The organism is Rhizobium sp. WSM1328, from assembly GCF_057653715.1.
This window is the reverse complement of sequence record NZ_JBYGKO010000003.1, coordinates 337,264-353,207: the sequence shown is the minus strand read 5'-3', so window position 1 is coordinate 353,207 and position 15,944 is coordinate 337,264. Positions and strand designations below refer to the sequence as shown.

17 protein-coding genes are annotated in these 15,944 nt (G+C 61.4%); 7 read left to right on the top strand and 10 right to left on the bottom strand.

The window, feature by feature from the left end:
• Nucleotides 1-96 precede the first annotated feature (96 nt).
• Both AC2444_RS29270 and AC2444_RS29265 read right to left on the bottom strand, forming a co-directional pair.
• A complete protein-coding gene (locus AC2444_RS29270; RefSeq protein WP_128449398.1) occupies nucleotides 97-948 on the bottom strand; it encodes a helix-turn-helix domain-containing protein in 852 nt (283 codons plus the stop codon).
• 72 nt (nucleotides 949-1,020) lie between these two features.
• Nucleotides 1,021-1,410: a nuclear transport factor 2 family protein gene (locus AC2444_RS29265; RefSeq protein ID WP_128449399.1), complete on the bottom strand. Its 390-nt coding sequence runs from the start codon at nucleotides 1,408-1,410 to the stop codon at nucleotides 1,021-1,023.
• Between the two features lie 128 nt (nucleotides 1,411-1,538).
• Between AC2444_RS29265 and AC2444_RS29260 the strand changes: the two genes are divergently transcribed.
• A complete protein-coding gene (locus tag AC2444_RS29260; RefSeq protein WP_245461250.1) occupies nucleotides 1,539-2,651 on the top strand; it encodes an NAD(P)/FAD-dependent oxidoreductase in 1,113 nt (370 codons plus the stop codon).
• A gap of 30 nt (nucleotides 2,652-2,681) precedes the next feature.
• On the opposite strand, the gene AC2444_RS29255 is transcribed toward AC2444_RS29260, so the two are convergent.
• From AC2444_RS29255 to AC2444_RS29230, 6 genes are all read right to left on the bottom strand, one after another.
• The gene (locus tag AC2444_RS29255; RefSeq protein ID WP_128438906.1) at nucleotides 2,682-4,334 is read right to left on the bottom strand and encodes a GMC oxidoreductase; all 1,653 of its coding nucleotides are present in this window, start codon (nucleotides 4,332-4,334) and stop codon (nucleotides 2,682-2,684) included.
• Between the two features lie 83 nt (nucleotides 4,335-4,417).
• Nucleotides 4,418-5,500, bottom strand: coding sequence for an ABC transporter ATP-binding protein (locus tag AC2444_RS29250; RefSeq protein WP_128438907.1), 1,083 nt, complete (start codon nucleotides 5,498-5,500; stop codon nucleotides 4,418-4,420).
• A gap of 7 nt (nucleotides 5,501-5,507) precedes the next feature.
• On the bottom strand, nucleotides 5,508-6,392 hold the full coding sequence (locus tag AC2444_RS29245) for a carbohydrate ABC transporter permease (RefSeq protein WP_128438908.1): 885 nt from the start codon (nucleotides 6,390-6,392) through the stop codon (nucleotides 5,508-5,510).
• Nucleotides 6,392-7,279, bottom strand: coding sequence for a carbohydrate ABC transporter permease (locus AC2444_RS29240; RefSeq protein ID WP_003555441.1), 888 nt, complete (start codon nucleotides 7,277-7,279; stop codon nucleotides 6,392-6,394). The genes AC2444_RS29245 and AC2444_RS29240 overlap by 1 nt, the downstream gene beginning before the upstream one ends.
• Nucleotides 7,280-7,381: 102 nt before the next feature.
• Nucleotides 7,382-8,614 carry an ABC transporter substrate-binding protein gene (locus AC2444_RS29235; RefSeq protein WP_003555442.1) on the bottom strand — a complete coding sequence of 411 codons (1,233 nt, stop codon included), beginning with the start codon at nucleotides 8,612-8,614 and terminating at the stop codon, nucleotides 7,382-7,384.
• A 58-nt stretch (nucleotides 8,615-8,672) separates the two neighbouring features.
• The gene (locus AC2444_RS29230) at nucleotides 8,673-9,623 is read right to left on the bottom strand and encodes a sugar phosphate isomerase/epimerase family protein (RefSeq protein ID WP_128449400.1); all 951 of its coding nucleotides are present in this window, start codon (nucleotides 9,621-9,623) and stop codon (nucleotides 8,673-8,675) included.
• A 221-nt stretch (nucleotides 9,624-9,844) separates the two neighbouring features.
• Here AC2444_RS29230 and AC2444_RS29225 point away from each other — a divergent pair, with 221 nt between their 5' ends.
• The gene (locus AC2444_RS29225) at nucleotides 9,845-10,915 is read left to right on the top strand and encodes a LacI family DNA-binding transcriptional regulator (RefSeq protein WP_033184306.1); all 1,071 of its coding nucleotides are present in this window, start codon (nucleotides 9,845-9,847) and stop codon (nucleotides 10,913-10,915) included.
• An 81-nt stretch (nucleotides 10,916-10,996) separates the two neighbouring features.
• Here AC2444_RS29225 and AC2444_RS29220 read toward each other — a convergent pair whose 3' ends face one another.
• Together AC2444_RS29220 and AC2444_RS29215 are read right to left on the bottom strand one after the other, a co-directional pair.
• Complete coding sequence (locus tag AC2444_RS29220) at nucleotides 10,997-11,428, bottom strand: type II toxin-antitoxin system VapC family toxin (RefSeq protein ID WP_033184307.1); 432 nt, start codon at nucleotides 11,426-11,428, stop codon at nucleotides 10,997-10,999.
• Complete coding sequence (locus tag AC2444_RS29215; protein WP_128449401.1) at nucleotides 11,425-11,679, bottom strand: type II toxin-antitoxin system Phd/YefM family antitoxin; 255 nt, start codon at nucleotides 11,677-11,679, stop codon at nucleotides 11,425-11,427. Before AC2444_RS29215 ends, AC2444_RS29220 begins: the two co-directional genes overlap by 4 nt.
• Nucleotides 11,680-11,957: 278 nt before the next feature.
• On the opposite strand from AC2444_RS29215, the gene AC2444_RS29210 reads away from it, so the two are divergent.
• From AC2444_RS29210 to AC2444_RS29190, 5 genes are read left to right on the top strand one after another with little or no spacing between them, the layout of a single operon-like run.
• Nucleotides 11,958-12,401: an acetyl-CoA carboxylase biotin carboxyl carrier protein gene (locus tag AC2444_RS29210; protein ID WP_003555446.1), complete on the top strand. Its 444-nt coding sequence runs from the start codon at nucleotides 11,958-11,960 to the stop codon at nucleotides 12,399-12,401.
• Nucleotides 12,401-13,786, top strand: a complete 1,386-nt coding sequence (accC, locus tag AC2444_RS29205; protein WP_128449402.1) for an acetyl-CoA carboxylase biotin carboxylase subunit — start codon at nucleotides 12,401-12,403, stop codon at nucleotides 13,784-13,786. The genes AC2444_RS29210 and accC overlap by 1 nt, the downstream gene beginning before the upstream one ends.
• Nucleotides 13,783-14,220, top strand: coding sequence for an acetyl-CoA carboxylase biotin carboxyl carrier protein (locus AC2444_RS29200; protein ID WP_128449403.1), 438 nt, complete (start codon nucleotides 13,783-13,785; stop codon nucleotides 14,218-14,220). The genes accC and AC2444_RS29200 overlap by 4 nt, the downstream gene beginning before the upstream one ends.
• On the top strand, nucleotides 14,217-14,924 hold the full coding sequence (gene pxpB, locus AC2444_RS29195; RefSeq protein ID WP_128449404.1) for a 5-oxoprolinase subunit PxpB: 708 nt from the start codon (nucleotides 14,217-14,219) through the stop codon (nucleotides 14,922-14,924). The genes AC2444_RS29200 and pxpB overlap by 4 nt, the downstream gene beginning before the upstream one ends.
• On the top strand, nucleotides 14,921-15,916 hold the full coding sequence (locus AC2444_RS29190; protein ID WP_128449405.1) for a 5-oxoprolinase subunit C family protein: 996 nt from the start codon (nucleotides 14,921-14,923) through the stop codon (nucleotides 15,914-15,916). The genes pxpB and AC2444_RS29190 overlap by 4 nt, the downstream gene beginning before the upstream one ends.
• Nucleotides 15,917-15,944: the final 28 nt, after the last annotated feature.

Below are 15,944 nucleotides of genomic sequence, written 5' to 3'. Positions count from 1 at the left end.
TGCTTTTTTTGACAGGAGCATGTCACTGCGAAGTTTGTGTGACGGTTCAGGTACGGAAAGCTGGATGTCCTACGCCACGGCCTTGACGGCGATGTCTCACTTCCCGGTCTGGCGCCAACGCGCGGCAGCCTGCTTCATCAGCTTGGCGTATTCCACCTCCGTGGCATCATCCAACGGGAACATGCACTCGATCCTCAATTCCTGGGTCGTTATCGTCTGCGCAGTGCCAACTGTGGTCACCAGCGAGAAGAAGCTCAGAACCTGCCCGTCCTTGACGAAGGACAAGGGGATGACGGGTGTGCTGTCCGCTGTCGTCGAGACCTTCCAGGCACTGTCCACATCCGGATAGGCGAGGAGCGCATCGATCAGCGCCTTCGTGTGCATGTCAATGACGCGGCCCACGGACTCTCTGAATACCCGCGCCATCAGACTTTTTGCAGTTTCCTCCCAGTTTGGGATGAAGGGCCGCAAACCGGCCGGATCGAACATCAGATGCAGCAGATTGCGCGGTTTTTCCCGTGCCGCCATGTCAATGAAGTTATTGAAGAAGCCCTGCGTCGCGTCGTTCGTCATGACGACGTTCCAATACCGATCCATGACAACTGCCGGAAACGGCTCGTGCTGAACAAGCATGCGCCTTAACGCGTCCGTGACGCCCTTCATTTCAACATCGTCGATACCGCCTTCGGCGTAAATCGGGGCGTAACCGGCGGCGAGCAATAACGTATTGCGCTCTCGCAACGGCACATCAAGGGCGTCGGCGAGATGCAGCAGATTGTGGCGGCCGGGCGTGCTTCGGCCACTTTCGATGAAGCTGATCTGACGCTGCGATATGCCGGTATCGAGTGAGAGAGCCAGTTGGCTCTTGCCGCGCGTGTCGCGCCAGGCGCGCAACTGGATGCCAAGCTCGTTCGGTACTGCGCTTGAAGGACTGTGCGTCGAGCTCATCTTATGGCGATCTCCGTCTGTGCGGCTAATGGCCGGCGGGGGCAATAACGCTCCCGCCAGCTGCGATATCGATCAGAAAGCAACCGGGCCAACCGATCCGTACCAGCGGCCGACCTTGGCCGGCTCTCGTTCATCCATATAGAAGAAGTGCGTCATCACCGGTTTGACAACCGGTTGAGCCTCGTCGTCGGGCGTCATTGTGACAGTCCCGCGAAAGATTTTCAGCGAGCCGCCGTCCCAATATTCCGCGACGTCGTGAAGCGCTGAGAAACCCGTGTCGATGAAGGCGCGCAGGTTCTCACGAATGGTGTCTCGCCCCTTCCAGTCGGCGACGCCCAGATTGCAGGTCGCTTCCTGCGCCAGGCAGTCGAAGCCTCCGCCAAAGGTCTTGTCATCGATCTCCTTCCAGAAGGCCAACAGCCATTCAGGGGGTTCTCGTTTGGTAAAATTCATGGTCGTCATCGTCGTTCTCCTCGGCCGCTTTGTACGGGTGACGGCAGTTGAGCCATCGACATCGGTTGTCGGCCGCTTCTGTTGACAGGATTGTTCCTCCTGCAGGAAGGCCGTTCACTAATATCGCGGGACAGGGAATGCCCTCAATTACATCAGGTGTAATCAACGGGGCGAGAATGCGTCATCCTTCAAATTCTCGGCAAAGAACGCACATCTGGACCTTTCATTCTGCACAAAGCGATTTCGTAACTTTTGTTGTGTCGAATAACGGGATATGTTACCAATCGTGTCAGTGTCATGGAATCACACGGGTATCGAAGGCCAAGGTTATGAATGATGTAGTCGATACGGTGGTGGTCGGCGGCGGGGCCGCGGGGCTCAGCGCCGCCCTTTTTTTGGGAAGAGCCGGCCGATCGACGCTTGTATTCGACGGCGGTAAATCGCGCATTTTCAGCGTTGAAGAGGTGCGGGAGCATCTGGGCTTCGACGGCATGCCGACAGCAGCGTTCATGGCGCAAGCGCGTGCGGAAGCCGTCCGTTACGGTGCGGACATCAGATCCGAGCACGTCCATTCCATTGTGCCTTGTGAGGACGGATTGTTCTGGGTCGAAGCCACGGGATCCAGAGTCGCAGCACGCACGATCGTCTTGGCAACGGGAGTGATAGACGACCTTCCACCACTGTCAGGCTTGCCGGAAGCGTGGGGGCGTGACGTGCGTGTCTGCCCCTGTTTTGACGGCTATGAAGTTCGAGGCAAGCGTTTCGTGGTGTTCGGATTGCCGGAACGCCTGGCGCATATGGCGTCCTGGGTCTGGATGTGGTCGCGTGATGTCACTATCGTCTCACGGCACAGGTTCAATGAAGCCGACGCGGAACGCTTGCGGCTTCTCGATATCAACATCATTCCGGACGAAATCACCGGGCTCGTCCATCGAGACGGCAAGCTTGTTGGCGTTTCGACGGCGAGCGGCGGCGGGGAAATCGCCTGCGATGCGACATGGATCGCGGCGGAGATTCGGGCTGCATCGGGCCTCGCCGCATCCCTCTGCGAGGTCGATGAGATCGGTCTCGCCAGGACCGACAAGGATGGCCGGACCAACAGGTCGGGCGTGTTTGCCGTTGGCAATGCGGATAATGCGGTCGCTCATCTTGCGCATGCATCTGCGGCAGGCACAGCTGTCGGTCCCGTGGTGACGATGTACCTCCTCGAACAGATCCTTGCCGAGCGCCGAAACACCAAAGCGGCGTGAACGATCTAGCAGTTCAGCCGTTGCGGGCGCCTACAGCCGTCCTGTCCGGTACTGGTCGACAAGATTCCGGCAGGCGCGGATCGTCAGGGCCATGACGGTGAGCGTGGTGCCGGCGATGCCGCTGCCGGGGAAGGCGCTGGCGTCGGTGACGATGAGGTTCGGGGCATCCCAGAGCTGATTATAGGGGTTGAGAACCGAAGCCTCACGGGTTTCGCCCATGCGCGCGCCGCCCGTCTCATGGATTGCCGCTCCCATGCACATGGTCTTGCGAAACCATTTGCGGAACATGAAGCGGCTGAAGACATCGGCTTCGGGAAATGCGCCCTTGCCCATCTCCTTGAGGCCGGTCGGCGAGCCGATGAATTCGAGGTCGCCGCCGACCTCCTTGATCAATGCGATCAGCGTTTCTTCCTGCCTTCTGAGCAGCGCCTGCTCCTCCTCCTGCATGACGCAGCGGATATGCGGCACGGGAATGTTCCAGGCATCCCTACGCCTGACATCGAGCGTGATGCGATTGTCGGCATAGGGCAGCATGCGGCCGAAGCCGAAGAAGGCGAGACGTGCATCCGTGTCCACGGAGACCGGCGCGCGGCCGACGCTTCCCTGGTAGTCGAAATCGCCGCGGGCCGCGTCGCTCTCGCCGAAGCGGGGAATGAAGATCCCGCCCGACGGATTATAGAACGGGTCGGTCGGCGCGGACTCGTCGGGCGCCCAACCCTTTGCCTTGGAGAAGGAGCCGAAGGCGAGGCATGGAAGCTGGTCCATGAAATAGCGGCCGAGAGCACCCGAACTGTTGCCGAGCCCATCAGGATGTTTCGCCGACGCCGAATTCAAGAGCAGCCGCACGCTCTCTATCGGCGAGGCCGAAAGCACCACCATCGCGGCGCGAACCGTCGATACCGCACCGGTGTTGCGATCGATATATTCGGCGCCGGTAGCGCGGCCGGTCTTCTCGTCCGTGGTGATGCGGCGAACGACGGCGTCGTAGCGGATGGTCAGCTCACCGGTCGCGTTTGCATCTCGCAGCGGTCGCGGCATCCGGTCGGCGTCAGGCGCGATGTAGCGCCAGGAGACGACGTGCCTCTCCGGCCAGCGGTTTTCGACCGCCTGCTTGAAGATCTGTTCGGCGGGCGTCAGGCTTGCCGGCTTCGCATAGATGCCATCCGGCAGCGTGGCCACGTTGTCCTTGTTGCCATAGAGCCCGAGATAGGCCTCGACCTCGTCGTAGAAAGGCGCCAACTCATCATAGGAGACCGGCCAGTCCACGCCCTTTCCGGCACGTGAGCGGATCTTGAAATCGTCGTCGGTCCAGCGCAGCAGCACCCGGCCGAAACTGTGGAGGCGCCCGCCGCCCTGGCGGCCGCGGATCCAGAGGAAGGGTTCGCCCTTCGGCGTCGTATAGGGGTTCTTGCGGTCGTTGACGAAGAAGTGGCTGAAGCGCTCGGTGAAAAACGCCGCGCGCGCCTGGATCGGCTGGCCCTTGAGAGTGGCCCGCGCACGCTCCCAGATATTGATGCTGCTTGCCGGGGCCTTCTTGCGGACGGGATCGAAATCCTTCGGTCCGACGGCGGGGCCGGCCTCGAGCAGCAGCACCGACAATCCCTGTGCCGTCAGTTCCTTTACCGCGAATGAACCCGCCGCGCCGGAACCGATCACCAGCGCATCATAGACGATCTCAGACATGTCTTTTCTAATCCTGTCCTTGAGCAATCCTCAAAACGGCACGAAAAGCGCCAGGAATTGCGGGGAAACAAAGGGGTGGCGCGTCACAGCCGCGATCCGTCAGTGCCGAAGAGGGACGCCTTGGCGATATCGAGCCCGGGAGCCACGGTATCGCCAGGCTCAAGCGTGACATCGCCCATCAGCCGGAGCGATAGGCTCTGGTCTGCCCAGTCGAACCAGACGACGGCGTCCGAACCCATCGGCTCGACGACGGAAACGCGGCCCGGAATGGTTGGCAGGCCGCTCGTGGCGCCATCGAGCACAAGGTGTTCCGGGCGAAAGCCGAGAGTAGCAGGCCCTTCTGCTGCGTCCGCTCGGAAGGAATAACCGGAGAGATCGACAGTGAACTCCTTGCTCCGGAAGAGCGGCGCGCCGTTGCCGGGCTCGATCCGGCCCTCGATGAAATTCATCGCCGGAGCGCCGATGAAGCCGGCAACGAAGAGATTGGCCGGGCGGCGGTAGATCTCGGCCGGCGAGGCGAGTTGCTGGATGACGCCGTCGCGCATGATGGCGATCCGGTCGGCCAGCGTCAGGGCCTCGACCTGGTCGTGGGTGACATAGATCATCGTATTGCCGAGGCGCTGGTGCAGCTTCTTGATCTCGACGCGCAATTCGTTGCGCAGCTTGGCATCGAGGTTCGACAGTGGTTCGTCGAACAGGAAGACATCGACTTCACGCACCAGCGCCCGGCCGATGGCGACGCGCTGGCGCTGGCCGCCGGAAAGCTCGGCCGGACGCCGGTCGAGCAGCTTGTCGAGTTGGAGAAGGGCGGCGGTGCGGGAAACACGGGCCTCGATTTCGGCCTTCGGCAGGCCGGCGACGCGAAGCCCGAAGGAGAGGTTCTTGCGGACCGACATACGCGGATAGAGCGCGTAGGACTGGAAGACCATGCCGATGCCGCGGTCCTTCGGCTCCTCCCAGCTGACGTTCCTGCCCGAGATCCAGACCTCGCCTGATGTGATGTCCTGGAGACCGGCAATGGCGTTCAGAAGCGTGGACTTGCCGCAGCCGGAAGGGCCGAGCAGCACCAGGAACTCTCGCGACGCGATGTCGATCGACATCTTCTCGATCACCGTATGGTCGCCGTAGGCGATCTTCAGGTCCTTGACGGAGACGGCAGATTGCATGGAAGTGTTACCCCTTGACTGCGCCGGCCGCGATGCCGCGCACGAACCAGCGGCCGGACAGGAAATAGATGGCGAGCGGAACGATGGCAGTGAGGATCGTCGCCGCCATGTTCACGTTGTAGGTCCGCTCGCCCATCGTGGTGTTGACGATATTGTTGAGTTGCACGGTCATCGGCAGGTTGTCGCGGCCGGCAAAGACGAGACCGAGCAGGAAGTCGTTCCAGATGCCGGTGAACTGCAGCATGGAGACCACCACGACCATCGGCACGGCAATCGGCAGCATGATCTCGAAAAAGATGCGCCAGAAGCCCGCGCCGTCGACGCGCGCCGCCTTGCAGAGCTCCTCCGGCACGCTGAGGAAATAGTTGCGGAAAAGAAGCGTCACCAGCGGCAGACCGAAGATGACATGCACGAGAATGATGCCAGCCAGCGAATTATAAAGGTCGATATTCGCCATCGCCCGGACCATCGGATAGAGGAAGATCTGGTAGGGGATGAGGCCGCCGGCCATCAGCAGGCCGAAGAGCAGGTTTGCCCCGCGCGGCCGCCAGAGCGACAGCGCATAGCCGTTGATGGCGCCGATGAAGACCGAGAGCGCGACCGAGGGGAGGGTGATCGCCACCGAATTCCAGAAGCCGCTGCGAATGCCGACGCAGACGGTTCCCATGCAGGCCCCCGACCAGGCGGTTGCCCAGGCAGAAAAATCGAGCGTCGCCGGCAGGGCAAAGATCTGGCCGAGCCGGATTTCGGGCATCGATTTCAGCGAGGTAACGACCATGGTGTAGAGCGGCAAAAGGAAGAAAAGCGCTGCGACGACAAGGAAGGCATAGAGGCCGATGCGCCCGGCGGTGATCTGTGCCGGCTTCGGGCCGTTCGGATGAAGACGTGCCATCACGCGGCTCCCTTGGCTTTGTCACGCATGTGCATGATGTAGCGGAACGGGGCGACTGCGATGATCACGCCGAGGACAAGCACCGTCGCGCCGGCTGTGGCGAGGCCGAGGTTCTGGCGCCCGAACAGATTGTCCATGATGAATTTCGCCGGCACCTCCGTCGCATTGCCGGGGCCGCCATTGGTCATGGCAACGACGATGTCATAGGTCTTGATCACGCCCATGGCGAGCAGCATGCCGGCCGCGGCCAGCGCCGGCCCGAGCTGGGGTAGGATGATCGAGACATAGATCCGCCAGACAGGGATACCGTCGATCCGCGCCGCCTTCCATTGCTCGCCTTCGATGCCGCGCATGCCGGCGAGCGCAATGACCATGACGAGCCCCGCGCCCTGCCATACGCCGGCAAGCACCAGCGCATAGATCGCCATGTCGCGATTGACCACCCAGTCGAGGACGAAGCTTTCCCAGCCGAGCGAACGCACGCTCGCCTGGATGCCGAGCGTCGGATTGAGCATCCATTGCCAGATCAGCCCGGTCACCACGAAGGACATGGCGTAGGGATAGAGGAATATGGTCCTGAAGGCGCTTTCGAAGCGGATCTTGCGGTCCAGCGCCGCAGCCAGCAGGAAGCCCAGCAGCAAACAGCCTGCGACGTATAGCACGCCGAAGATCAACACGTTTTGCAGCGAGGCCAGCCACTTGGCGGAAGAGAAGAGCTTCGAATACTGCGCCAAGCCGACATAGGTCGAGGATGGAAAAAGCGTCGAATTGGTGAAGGACAGGCGGATCGACCAGGCCATGGTGCCGATAAAGACCACGACCGCGACGAACCATGTCGGCAAAAGCGCGATGGTCGCGGAAAGATTGGGCTTGCGTTTGATGGACATCGGCCAGCTCGTTGACGGAGTGGAAAGCAGGGCGCGCCGCCGCGCGAGGCGGCGGCTGGCAGCCGTGGCGCCGACATCAGGTCGACGCCACGGGCTACTATCCTACTCGAAGATGGCGAAGAAATTCCCAGCTGTGGAGGCCGTATCGTCCGAGCCGCCGCTCCAGTATTCGTCGACGAAGTCATCGAGCGCGCCAACCTGCTGGGGCGTCAGCACGATCGCCTGGTCCGGCACGATCGCACCGGCTGCCATCAGCTCGACACCCTTCTGGGCGCAGACGTCCAGCTTCGACTTGTCGACGTCGGCGCGCATCGGAACCGAACCCTTCTTGAGGGCGAATTCGACCTGGACGGCCGGATCCATGACGACTTCGGCGAGAAGTTTCTGCGCCTTGTCGGTCTCGGCCTTGCCGGTCTTGGGGAACCAGAGGGAGTCGGCGATATAAACCATGCCCTTCGATTCCGGCACGATCATGCAGCCATAATCCTTGCCCGGCTCCTTGCCGGCAACGGTGAATTCGCCCTTGGCCCAATCGCCCATGAACTGCACGCCGGCCTTGGCGGTGATCAGCATGGCGGTCGCGTCGTTCCAGTTGCGGCCGGCGGCACCGGCATCGACATAACCACGCAGCTTGCCGAGGATTTCGAGGGTCTTCTTCACGCCTTCGACGGATGCCGGGCTCTTGTCCTTATCGACATAGATCTTCAGGAAGCCGTCGATCCCGACCTGCGAAAGCAGGATCATGTTGAAGACCTTGGTTTGCTGCCAGGGCTGGCCACCCCAGGCGACCGGAACCATGCCGGCAGCCTTCAGCTTGTCGAGATCGGCAAAGAGCTCGTCCCAGGTCTTGGGCTCTTGCGAAATACCGGCCTTCTCGAAGGCTTCCTTGGAATAGAAGAGCCAGCTTTCACCATGGGCGCCGGTCGGCGCAAGGTAGACCTTGCCGTCATAGGTGATGAGATCGTGGATCGATTTCGGCAGGGCGTCAGCCCATTTGCCGGCGGCCGCCACGTCGTCGATCGGATTGAACAGGCCCTGGTTGATGAAATCGGCGGCAGCGAGACCGATGACGCCCTGCTTGGCGCCGGGCGCATCACCGGCGACGATCCGGTTTTGGAAGGCGGCATCGGCCGCACCGAAGCCGGCGATCGAGGAATCCTTCCAGACGCCGCCGCGCTTTTCGAACTCGGTCTTGATGACGTTGAGGGCGGCAGCTTCGCCGCCCGACGTCCAGGACGACATGATCTCGATCGTTGGCTTGTCCTCGGCATGGGCCGAGGCGAAGAGACCGGCGAATGCCACGCCGGCAAGAAAAAGCTTCATCATGGTCTTCATTGTTCCACCTCTTGAAAATGCCCTCTTTGCGGGGCGTTCGTTGTCTTAGGGATGACTGTCAGCGATAGATCGGCAGGAGCGCCTGCCGGACGAGCGTGAGCCCGTTGGCGATGTCGCGGACGGGATCGGGCGCGGCATCGAGTTCGAGGATCGCCCAGCCTTCATAGGCCCGGTCGCGCAGCAGCCGGATCCAGGATGGCCAGTCGACCCGTCCGAGGCCGAAGCTGCAGAAATAGGGCTGGTGGCGTTCATGGATGTGCTTGTCGATCGGCGTATCGGCGGGCATCGGGCCGATCGCATCCTTCCAGTGAGCGATGATCATGCGCTCGTGATGGCGATCGACGAGTTGGACGGGATCGGAGCCGGCAACGATGATATGGGCCGTGTCCGGGCACATGTGCACGTAGGCCGGGTCGGTCAAAAGCATCATCAGATCGACGTCGCGCGCGGCGGCAAAGATCGAGTGCGCCTCGGTGTGCAGCGCCAGCCGCACGCCCCTGGCATAGAGGGTCGCACCAAGCCGGTTCAGAAAATCGGCAATCACTTTGGCGCGGTCGAAATCGTAGAATTGCACCGGCTGGGCGCCGAGCGTCTGGCGCAGCGGCGCGCCGATCACCATGATGTCGCTGCCGCAGGCTTTCAGGAAGTCGGCATATCGTTCCGCCTTGTCGATCAGCGCGCGCTGGGCCTCGGGCTCAGCGAAATCGCCGGCCGCCTCCAGTTCCGCGAAGAAGCCACTGCAGAGCGTCAGGCCGCGTCTTGCCAGTTCGGCTGCAAAGGCGTCGACGGAACCATAGGTCTTGATGGCGTCCTGCCAGTTGAAGGGAGAGAACGTCAGCTCGACACCGGCAACGCCGGAGGCCTGGACGCTGTCGAGTATCTTGTCCCAGAAGGCACGGGGCTCGGCGCGGGCGTAGCCGACGATCGCCTCATGGCTGTCGACGCCCCAGAAGCCGGGATGAAAGAATGTCACGAGATCGACACCGAAGCGCAGCCTGTCAGTAGCCATAATTTGTCCATTTCTCGAGGCATGACCTACCAGCGTGCGGAAGTGCCGTTCCGCATCCAATAATCATGGGTTTTCAACGCATTAAGAAATGGCAATCGTTTGCCATGGCTAGATAATAGCCAAGCCGGTTTTTTAAGCAAGCGATTTTTGGCAAACGTTTGCTATAAACCGCTCCCTGCCTTAGAGTTGCAAATCGAAGCATCCGGGAGACCGAAATAAACATGAATAAAAACAAGGATGTGGTGGGAGAGGAGCCATCGGGTGCATTGATGGCCGATGTCGCGCGGCTCGCCGGCGTTGCGATATCGACAGTCAGCCGGGCGCTCGCCAATCCCGGCCGAGTCAACGAGAAGACGCGCGCCAGGATCAATGCCGCAGCCAGGCAACTGGGCTATACGCCGAACGCGATGGCGCGCGGCCTCAGGGTCGGCAAATCCAACATCATCATGATCATTCTGCCGGGATCGCTCTACTATGGTGCTTCCCAGGTCATTCCGCAGGTGCTGCAGAGTATCAATCAATCGCTGATCCAGGGCGGCTACAACCTGATGATTGCCAACCTCGATCGCGACGAGATTTCCGAACGGCATATCCTCGACCTCGCCTTCGGCGGCAGCGTACGCGGGGCCATCATCCTGTCGTCGAAGCTTCCGGAGGTCGACGGGCGCTCGCTGGCCAATTCCGGTCTGCCGATCGTGTCGATGCTGCTCGACATGAGCGATGCCGGCCTGCAGAGCGTCGTGACGAACGACCGCGAAGCCGTGCGCGACGTTACTGCCGAACTGATCCGATTGGGTCATCGGCGGTTTTTCTATCTTGCAGGGCCTGAAGGCAATTATCACGATGTCGAGCGTTACGGCGGCGTGCTCGAGGCGCTCGAGGCGGCAGGATTGTCCGAGGAGGCGGTGCATCGCTCGGGTGGTCATCTCGATTATCAGCACGGCTTCGACATTGGTGTCCAGGCGGCGGATGATTTCGCCGAGTTGACCGAGAAACCGACAGCCGTCATCGCGACCAGCGACGACATGGCCATTTCATTCGTCAGCCGTGTCCAGCGGACAGGCGTGCGCATTCCCGGTGATCTGTCCGTCGTCTCTTTCGACGGCTCCCCGGTCTGCGAATTCTGCTCGCCGCCGCTCTCGACGATCAAGCAGCCGGTGGAAGAGATGGGGCGCGCAGCGGTGGATCTTCTGCTCGACGCCATTGACCAGCGGCAGAATACGGCGGCGGTTCGCACCGTCATCCGAAGCAGCCTGATCTTGCGGGAGAGCATCGGCCCCACGAAGAGCTGACGATGACGGAAGCCGGCCGCGCATCCGTGTGGAAACGCCGACGTTGTAATGGACGCTGCGACTTGCATCCATTTAAGGCGCCTACATTGCTTGACCCTGCCAAGGATCGACAATGACGACACCGGTGCCGTCGAAATCTCTCACGTTTCGCGTGACCACGGTAAGATTGTGCACCAGTGCAGTGGCAGCAATTAGCGCATCTGCCTCGTTGCGCCGGTCGGAAATATGCAGATGCGCGCAGCGCGTTGCGATGGCATCATCGATCGGCAGTATCCGGCCGGCGAACTGCGGACGCACGTGATCATCAAGCCATGTACGCAGGCGTGAACCCTGCCGGGCATCGCGTCGTTGGACAGCAAGCACGCCCCGTTCCAATTCGAGAATGGTCATTGCAGAGAGATAAAAATCAGAAGCGTTTGCCGTTTTGATCCATGCCACGACTTCCGGATCAACCTTACCGTCACCAATCTTGCGCAGTTCGGAAATGACATTCGTATCCAGCAGATAACTCAAGACAGGTCAACTCCGCGGGTTTTGATCTCGACCCGCGACGGCATGAAATTAATTTCCGACAGGCCCGGCATGGAAAGCCCATCGACCAAGCTTTGGCTCCTACCGGAAATACGCTGAAATTCCTCGTATGTCAGAAGGACATGGGAAGGTTTGCCGCGGTCAGTGATGATGACTGGCCCTTTTCTGGCGGCTTTCTTGGCATTGCTGACGTCGTGATTGAGTTCACGGCTGGAAAGTGTCGTAATGGTCATAGTTGGCTGCCTCATGTAGGTACTTACCTACATATAGCACTTTCGGCCAACAAACATTGTCCCTTCATTGAATCCATTGCGGGGATTCTGCCACTTCCGGCTGCCGTCGAGGGAAGGTCGCTAACGTTCGGCGATATATCGTAGTGGGTGCCGATTGCACTCCATCAAAACTTCGTCTGACCCCATCAGTCGACGCGTCGTGCTACGAAAAATCACAACACCGGGCGACTTGAAACTTCGGGTCTGCGCGGTGGAATTTTGAAATTCAGAGCACGCATATGGACCTCTCGAAGATCAAGACGCTGATCGACTTTGTCGGACGATCGAACATTGCCGAGCTGACCGTGACCGAAAAGGACGTGACGGTTCGGATTTTCCGCACGTCGCCGGGTCAGGAGGCTGCTGCCGAGCCCGCGCAAAAGGCAGGATCGACGACGAGCTTTGCCGATGATGCCGGCTCCGATGCGTCGTCGAGGCTCGAGAAAACTTCCTATGCGGTGAAGGCGCCTGTCTTCGGCGTTCTGCACCGGACCCCGGCACCCGGGGAACCGCCATTCATTGCAATCGGTGACGAGGTGGAGGAGGGGCAGACGCTTTTCATCATCGAGGCGATGAAGGTCTTCAACACGATCGCTGCGCCGCGGTCAGGGCGCATTACGCACCTCACCGAAATCGACGAGGGCGAGGTCGAGACCGGCGACCTGTTGGCGGAGATTGCCTGATGCCGGAAACGACTGAACAATCCGCGACCGACCGCTTCGATACTGTTCTGATCGCCAATCGTGGCGAGATCGCAGCCCGGATCCAGCGCGCCTGCCATGAGCTCGGCCTGAAGACGGTCGCCATTTGCTCCGAGGCCGACAGGCAAGCGCCTTACGGCAGCACCGCCGACAGCTTTCTTTGCATCGGCCCATCGACCGCCGCCAAGAGTTATCTCAATCAGGATGCCATCCTTCTGGCGGCGCGTCTTGCCGGTGCAGGCGCCATCCATCCAGGTTACGGTTTTCTGTCTGAAAACGCCGCCTTCGCCGACGCCATCGAAAAGGCGGGGCTGACCTTCATTGGTCCGACCGCGTCATCGATTGCGATTATGGGCGACAAGATCGCGGCAAAGCGCGCGATGATGGCGGCCGGCGTGCCCTGCGTTCCCGGTCCGGACACGGCGCTGCCCGATGACCCCGCCACGATCGAGCGCATAGCGCTGGAAATCGGGTATCCCGTCATCATCAAGGCAGCCGGCGGTGGCGGCGGACGCGGCATGCGTGTCGTGCCCAAGGCCGATTTGCTGCATGAAGCAATTGCGCTGACACGGGAGGAGGCCCGCAAGGCCTTCGGTTCCCCCTCGCTCTACATAGAGAAATTCTTAGAGCATCCGCGCCACATCGAGATCCAGGTTATTTGCGACGATCACGGCAATGCCGCGTGGCTGGGCCACCGGGATTGCTCGATGCAGCGCCGCCATCAGAAAGTGGTGGAGGAGGCGCCGGCGCCGGGGATCGCACCCGACATCATCCAGCCGGTCGGTCTGGCTTGCGTAAAGGCCTGCCTTCAGATCGGCTACCGGGGCGTCGGAACCTTCGAATTCCTCTATGAGGACGGCGCTTTCTATTTCATCGAGATGAACACGCGACTTCAGGTCGAGCATCCCGTCACCGAGCTGACGAGTGGTGTCGATATCGTCCAGGCGCAGATAAGGGCGGCGCAGGGCCACGTTCTCGATCTCACCCAAGGCGATGTGACATGCGAGGGCCACTCCTTCGAATGCCGCATCAACGCCGAGGATCCGGAAAATTTCCTGCCGTCGGCGGGTGTCGTCACCCATCTGGCGTTGCCGACGGGACCAGGCATCCGCGTCGATACGCATATTCATGCCGGCTACAAGGTCTCGCCCTATTACGACTCGCTGATCGCCAAGCTGATCGTCCATGCGCCGACGCGGGCGGAAGCGATGGCAAGAATGCGCGAGGCGCTTGCGGGCACTGAGGTCGAGGGGATTTCCACCAACATCCCCTTTCTGCGCGCCCTGTTCGAGGATGGCGCGTTCGCGCGCGGCGAGACGGATATCCATTATCTCGAACAATGGCTGAAACTGCGGAGGGGGGCATGAGCGCGATCGATTTCAGCGATCCGGCGACGATTGCATTGCTCACCGAGGCGTTGACGGCCGCCGGTGTGGACGGTCTCGAAATCTCCCGGCCGGGCGGGCAGCTTCGCATCGTCGTCGCCGGAAAAGGCGGCTCCCGGATCAGCTCGACCGGGGCGACGTCTCCTGCTCCCGGTTTGGCTCCCGGCTCCGCATCGGCCGTCGTGAAGGCGCCGATGGCCGGCCGCTTCTGTGTCGAGCACCCGGCCGCCTCCGCCGTGCCGCAAGATCTGCCGCGCTCCGTATCCGATGCGGATATCGTCGGCTTTGTCGGGGTAGGGCACATCCTGCTTCCCCTTCGCGCCGGACACCCCGGTGTTTTGACCAGGCTGCTCGCCGAGCCTGGTGCGCTGGTTAGCTTCGGTGATCCTCTGTTCGAAATCGAGCTCCAGTCATGATCGTCACGACGAACAGACATGCATCGCAACGCGAGATCGTTCCGGCCACCAAAAGCCTGGCGCGGGTTTCCTCGATCGGCGCCAGATCCTTCCTGCTCGAGGCGCCCGGCGACTTCGATCTCATCGCACAGCGGCGGATCTGGGCTTTGTCCCAGACCGTGAAAGACTGGGCGGACCTTGCGGAAAACATTCCGGGCATGACCAATCTGCTGGTGATCTTCAAGGAGACGCCCGAGGATCCTGATGCGGTGGTCGCCCAGCTGCTGGAGGCATGGGAGAATGCCCGCAGCATCGATCTCAACGGCAAGACCATCGAGATCCCTGTCCATTATGGCGGCGAATATGCGACGGATCTTCCGGCCCTTTGTAATCTCTCGGGCTTGAGCGACCGTGAGGTCGTCCGCATCCATCATGAAGCGACCTACCGTGTCTTCGCCTTGGGCAGCGCTCCCGGTTTCGGTTATCTGCATGGTCTCGATCCGCGCATCTACATGCCGCGAAAGACCGTGCCCTCGCTGAAGATGCCGAAGGGCTGCGTGACCATCGGCGGTATGCAGACCGGCGTCGCCATGCTCACAGGTCCCAACGGCTGGAATTCCATCGGCTTCGCGGCACTTGAGATGTTCGACCCCATGTTGCCGAGCCCCGCCATGATGGCGCCGGGAGATACGGTGCGGTTCCTGCCGGCAAGGATCGAGCTATGATCGAGATCATGGAAAGCGGTCCGTTCAACACAGTGCAGGATCTTGGCCGCCCCGGCTATCGCGACATCGGCGTATCGGCGAGCGGCGCGATGGATCCGCTTGCGGTCCGGATCGGCAACATTCTCGTCGGCAACGACGAAAACGCAGCCGCGATAGAGGTGCAGACCTTCCCGTTCAGCCTGCGTTTCGAACGGCGCATCGCCTTTGCCGTGACCGGCGCGGACGGCAATTCTCATCTCGACGGATCGGAACTGCTTGCCTGGTGCGCTTATATCGCGGAGCCCGGACAGCTTCTCGAACTGAAACAGCCGCCGCTACTGGCGCGCTCCTATATTTCGCTCGGAGGCGGGCTGGACATCCCCGTTGTCATGGGTTCGCAAAGCACGTCGCTGCGCGGCAGCTTCGGGGGCAATGCAGGCCGGCCTCTGGCGAAGGGCGATCGGATCGCGGTCGGGGAGGACGCAGAACTGATTATGCTGCCGGCCTCCGGGCTCGCCGTCGTCGAACCGGCCGTGGCGCTGCGCGAAGTCTTCCCGGCTGCTGTCGACGGCACACTGCCGATCCGCGCCCTACCGGCCGGCGAGCATGATCTTTTCGCCGGAGATGGCGAAGCCTTCTGGAGCCAGACCTGGAGGATTTCCTCGCGAAGCGACCGGACGGGCTATCGCCTGTCCGGCGAGCCGATCAAGCCGACAGCGTCCATCGAGATGCGCTCCCACGGTGTCGTGCCCGGCGTGATCCAGGTTCCGCCCGGCGGCGAACCGATCGTGCAGATGAGCGATGCCAACACCGCCGGCGGATATCCGAAGATCGCCGGCGTGATCGAATGCGATCTCTGGCGGCTCGGCCAAGCCCGGATCGGCGCCCGCCTGAAGTTCGTTCGCTCGACGCATGCGGAGGCGCGCTCAGTTGAACAGGCTGTCGCCGGCTATGTCGAGGACGTCAGGCAGACATCCCGACTGGTCAAGCGCGCCTTGAAGGCGATGGCCTAATGCGTGTCGCCCAAAAGGCCGTCAAAAG

Bases quoted from the DNA above. Each gene is read 5' to 3' on its own strand.
- AC2444_RS29200 (WP_128449403.1), top strand. From the start codon at position 13,783: ATGAGCGCGATCGATTTCAGCGATCCGGCGACGATTGCATTGCTCACC.
- AC2444_RS29225 (WP_033184306.1), top strand. From the start codon at position 9,845: ATGAATAAAAACAAGGATGTGGTGGGAGAGGAGCCATCGGGTGCATTG.
- AC2444_RS29250 (WP_128438907.1), bottom strand. From the start codon at position 5,500: ATGCAATCTGCCGTCTCCGTCAAGGACCTGAAGATCGCCTACGGCGAC.
- AC2444_RS29230 (WP_128449400.1), bottom strand. From the start codon at position 9,623: ATGGCTACTGACAGGCTGCGCTTCGGTGTCGATCTCGTGACATTCTTT.
- accC (WP_128449402.1), top strand. From the start codon at position 12,401: ATGCCGGAAACGACTGAACAATCCGCGACCGACCGCTTCGATACTGTT.
- AC2444_RS29235 (WP_003555442.1), bottom strand. From the start codon at position 8,614: ATGAAGACCATGATGAAGCTTTTTCTTGCCGGCGTGGCATTCGCCGGT.
- AC2444_RS29210 (WP_003555446.1), top strand. From the start codon at position 11,958: ATGGACCTCTCGAAGATCAAGACGCTGATCGACTTTGTCGGACGATCG.
- AC2444_RS29270 (WP_128449398.1), bottom strand. From the start codon at position 948: ATGAGCTCGACGCACAGTCCTTCAAGCGCAGTACCGAACGAGCTTGGC.
- AC2444_RS29190 (WP_128449405.1), top strand. From the start codon at position 14,921: ATGATCGAGATCATGGAAAGCGGTCCGTTCAACACAGTGCAGGATCTT.
- pxpB (WP_128449404.1), top strand. From the start codon at position 14,217: ATGATCGTCACGACGAACAGACATGCATCGCAACGCGAGATCGTTCCG.
- AC2444_RS29260 (WP_245461250.1), top strand. From the start codon at position 1,539: ATGCCCTCAATTACATCAGGTGTAATCAACGGGGCGAGAATGCGTCAT.
- AC2444_RS29245 (WP_128438908.1), bottom strand. From the start codon at position 6,392: ATGGCACGTCTTCATCCGAACGGCCCGAAGCCGGCACAGATCACCGCC.
- AC2444_RS29215 (WP_128449401.1), bottom strand. From the start codon at position 11,679: ATGACCATTACGACACTTTCCAGCCGTGAACTCAATCACGACGTCAGC.
- AC2444_RS29255 (WP_128438906.1), bottom strand. From the start codon at position 4,334: ATGTCTGAGATCGTCTATGATGCGCTGGTGATCGGTTCCGGCGCGGCG.
- AC2444_RS29240 (WP_003555441.1), bottom strand. From the start codon at position 7,279: ATGTCCATCAAACGCAAGCCCAATCTTTCCGCGACCATCGCGCTTTTG.
- AC2444_RS29265 (WP_128449399.1), bottom strand. From the start codon at position 1,410: ATGACGACCATGAATTTTACCAAACGAGAACCCCCTGAATGGCTGTTG.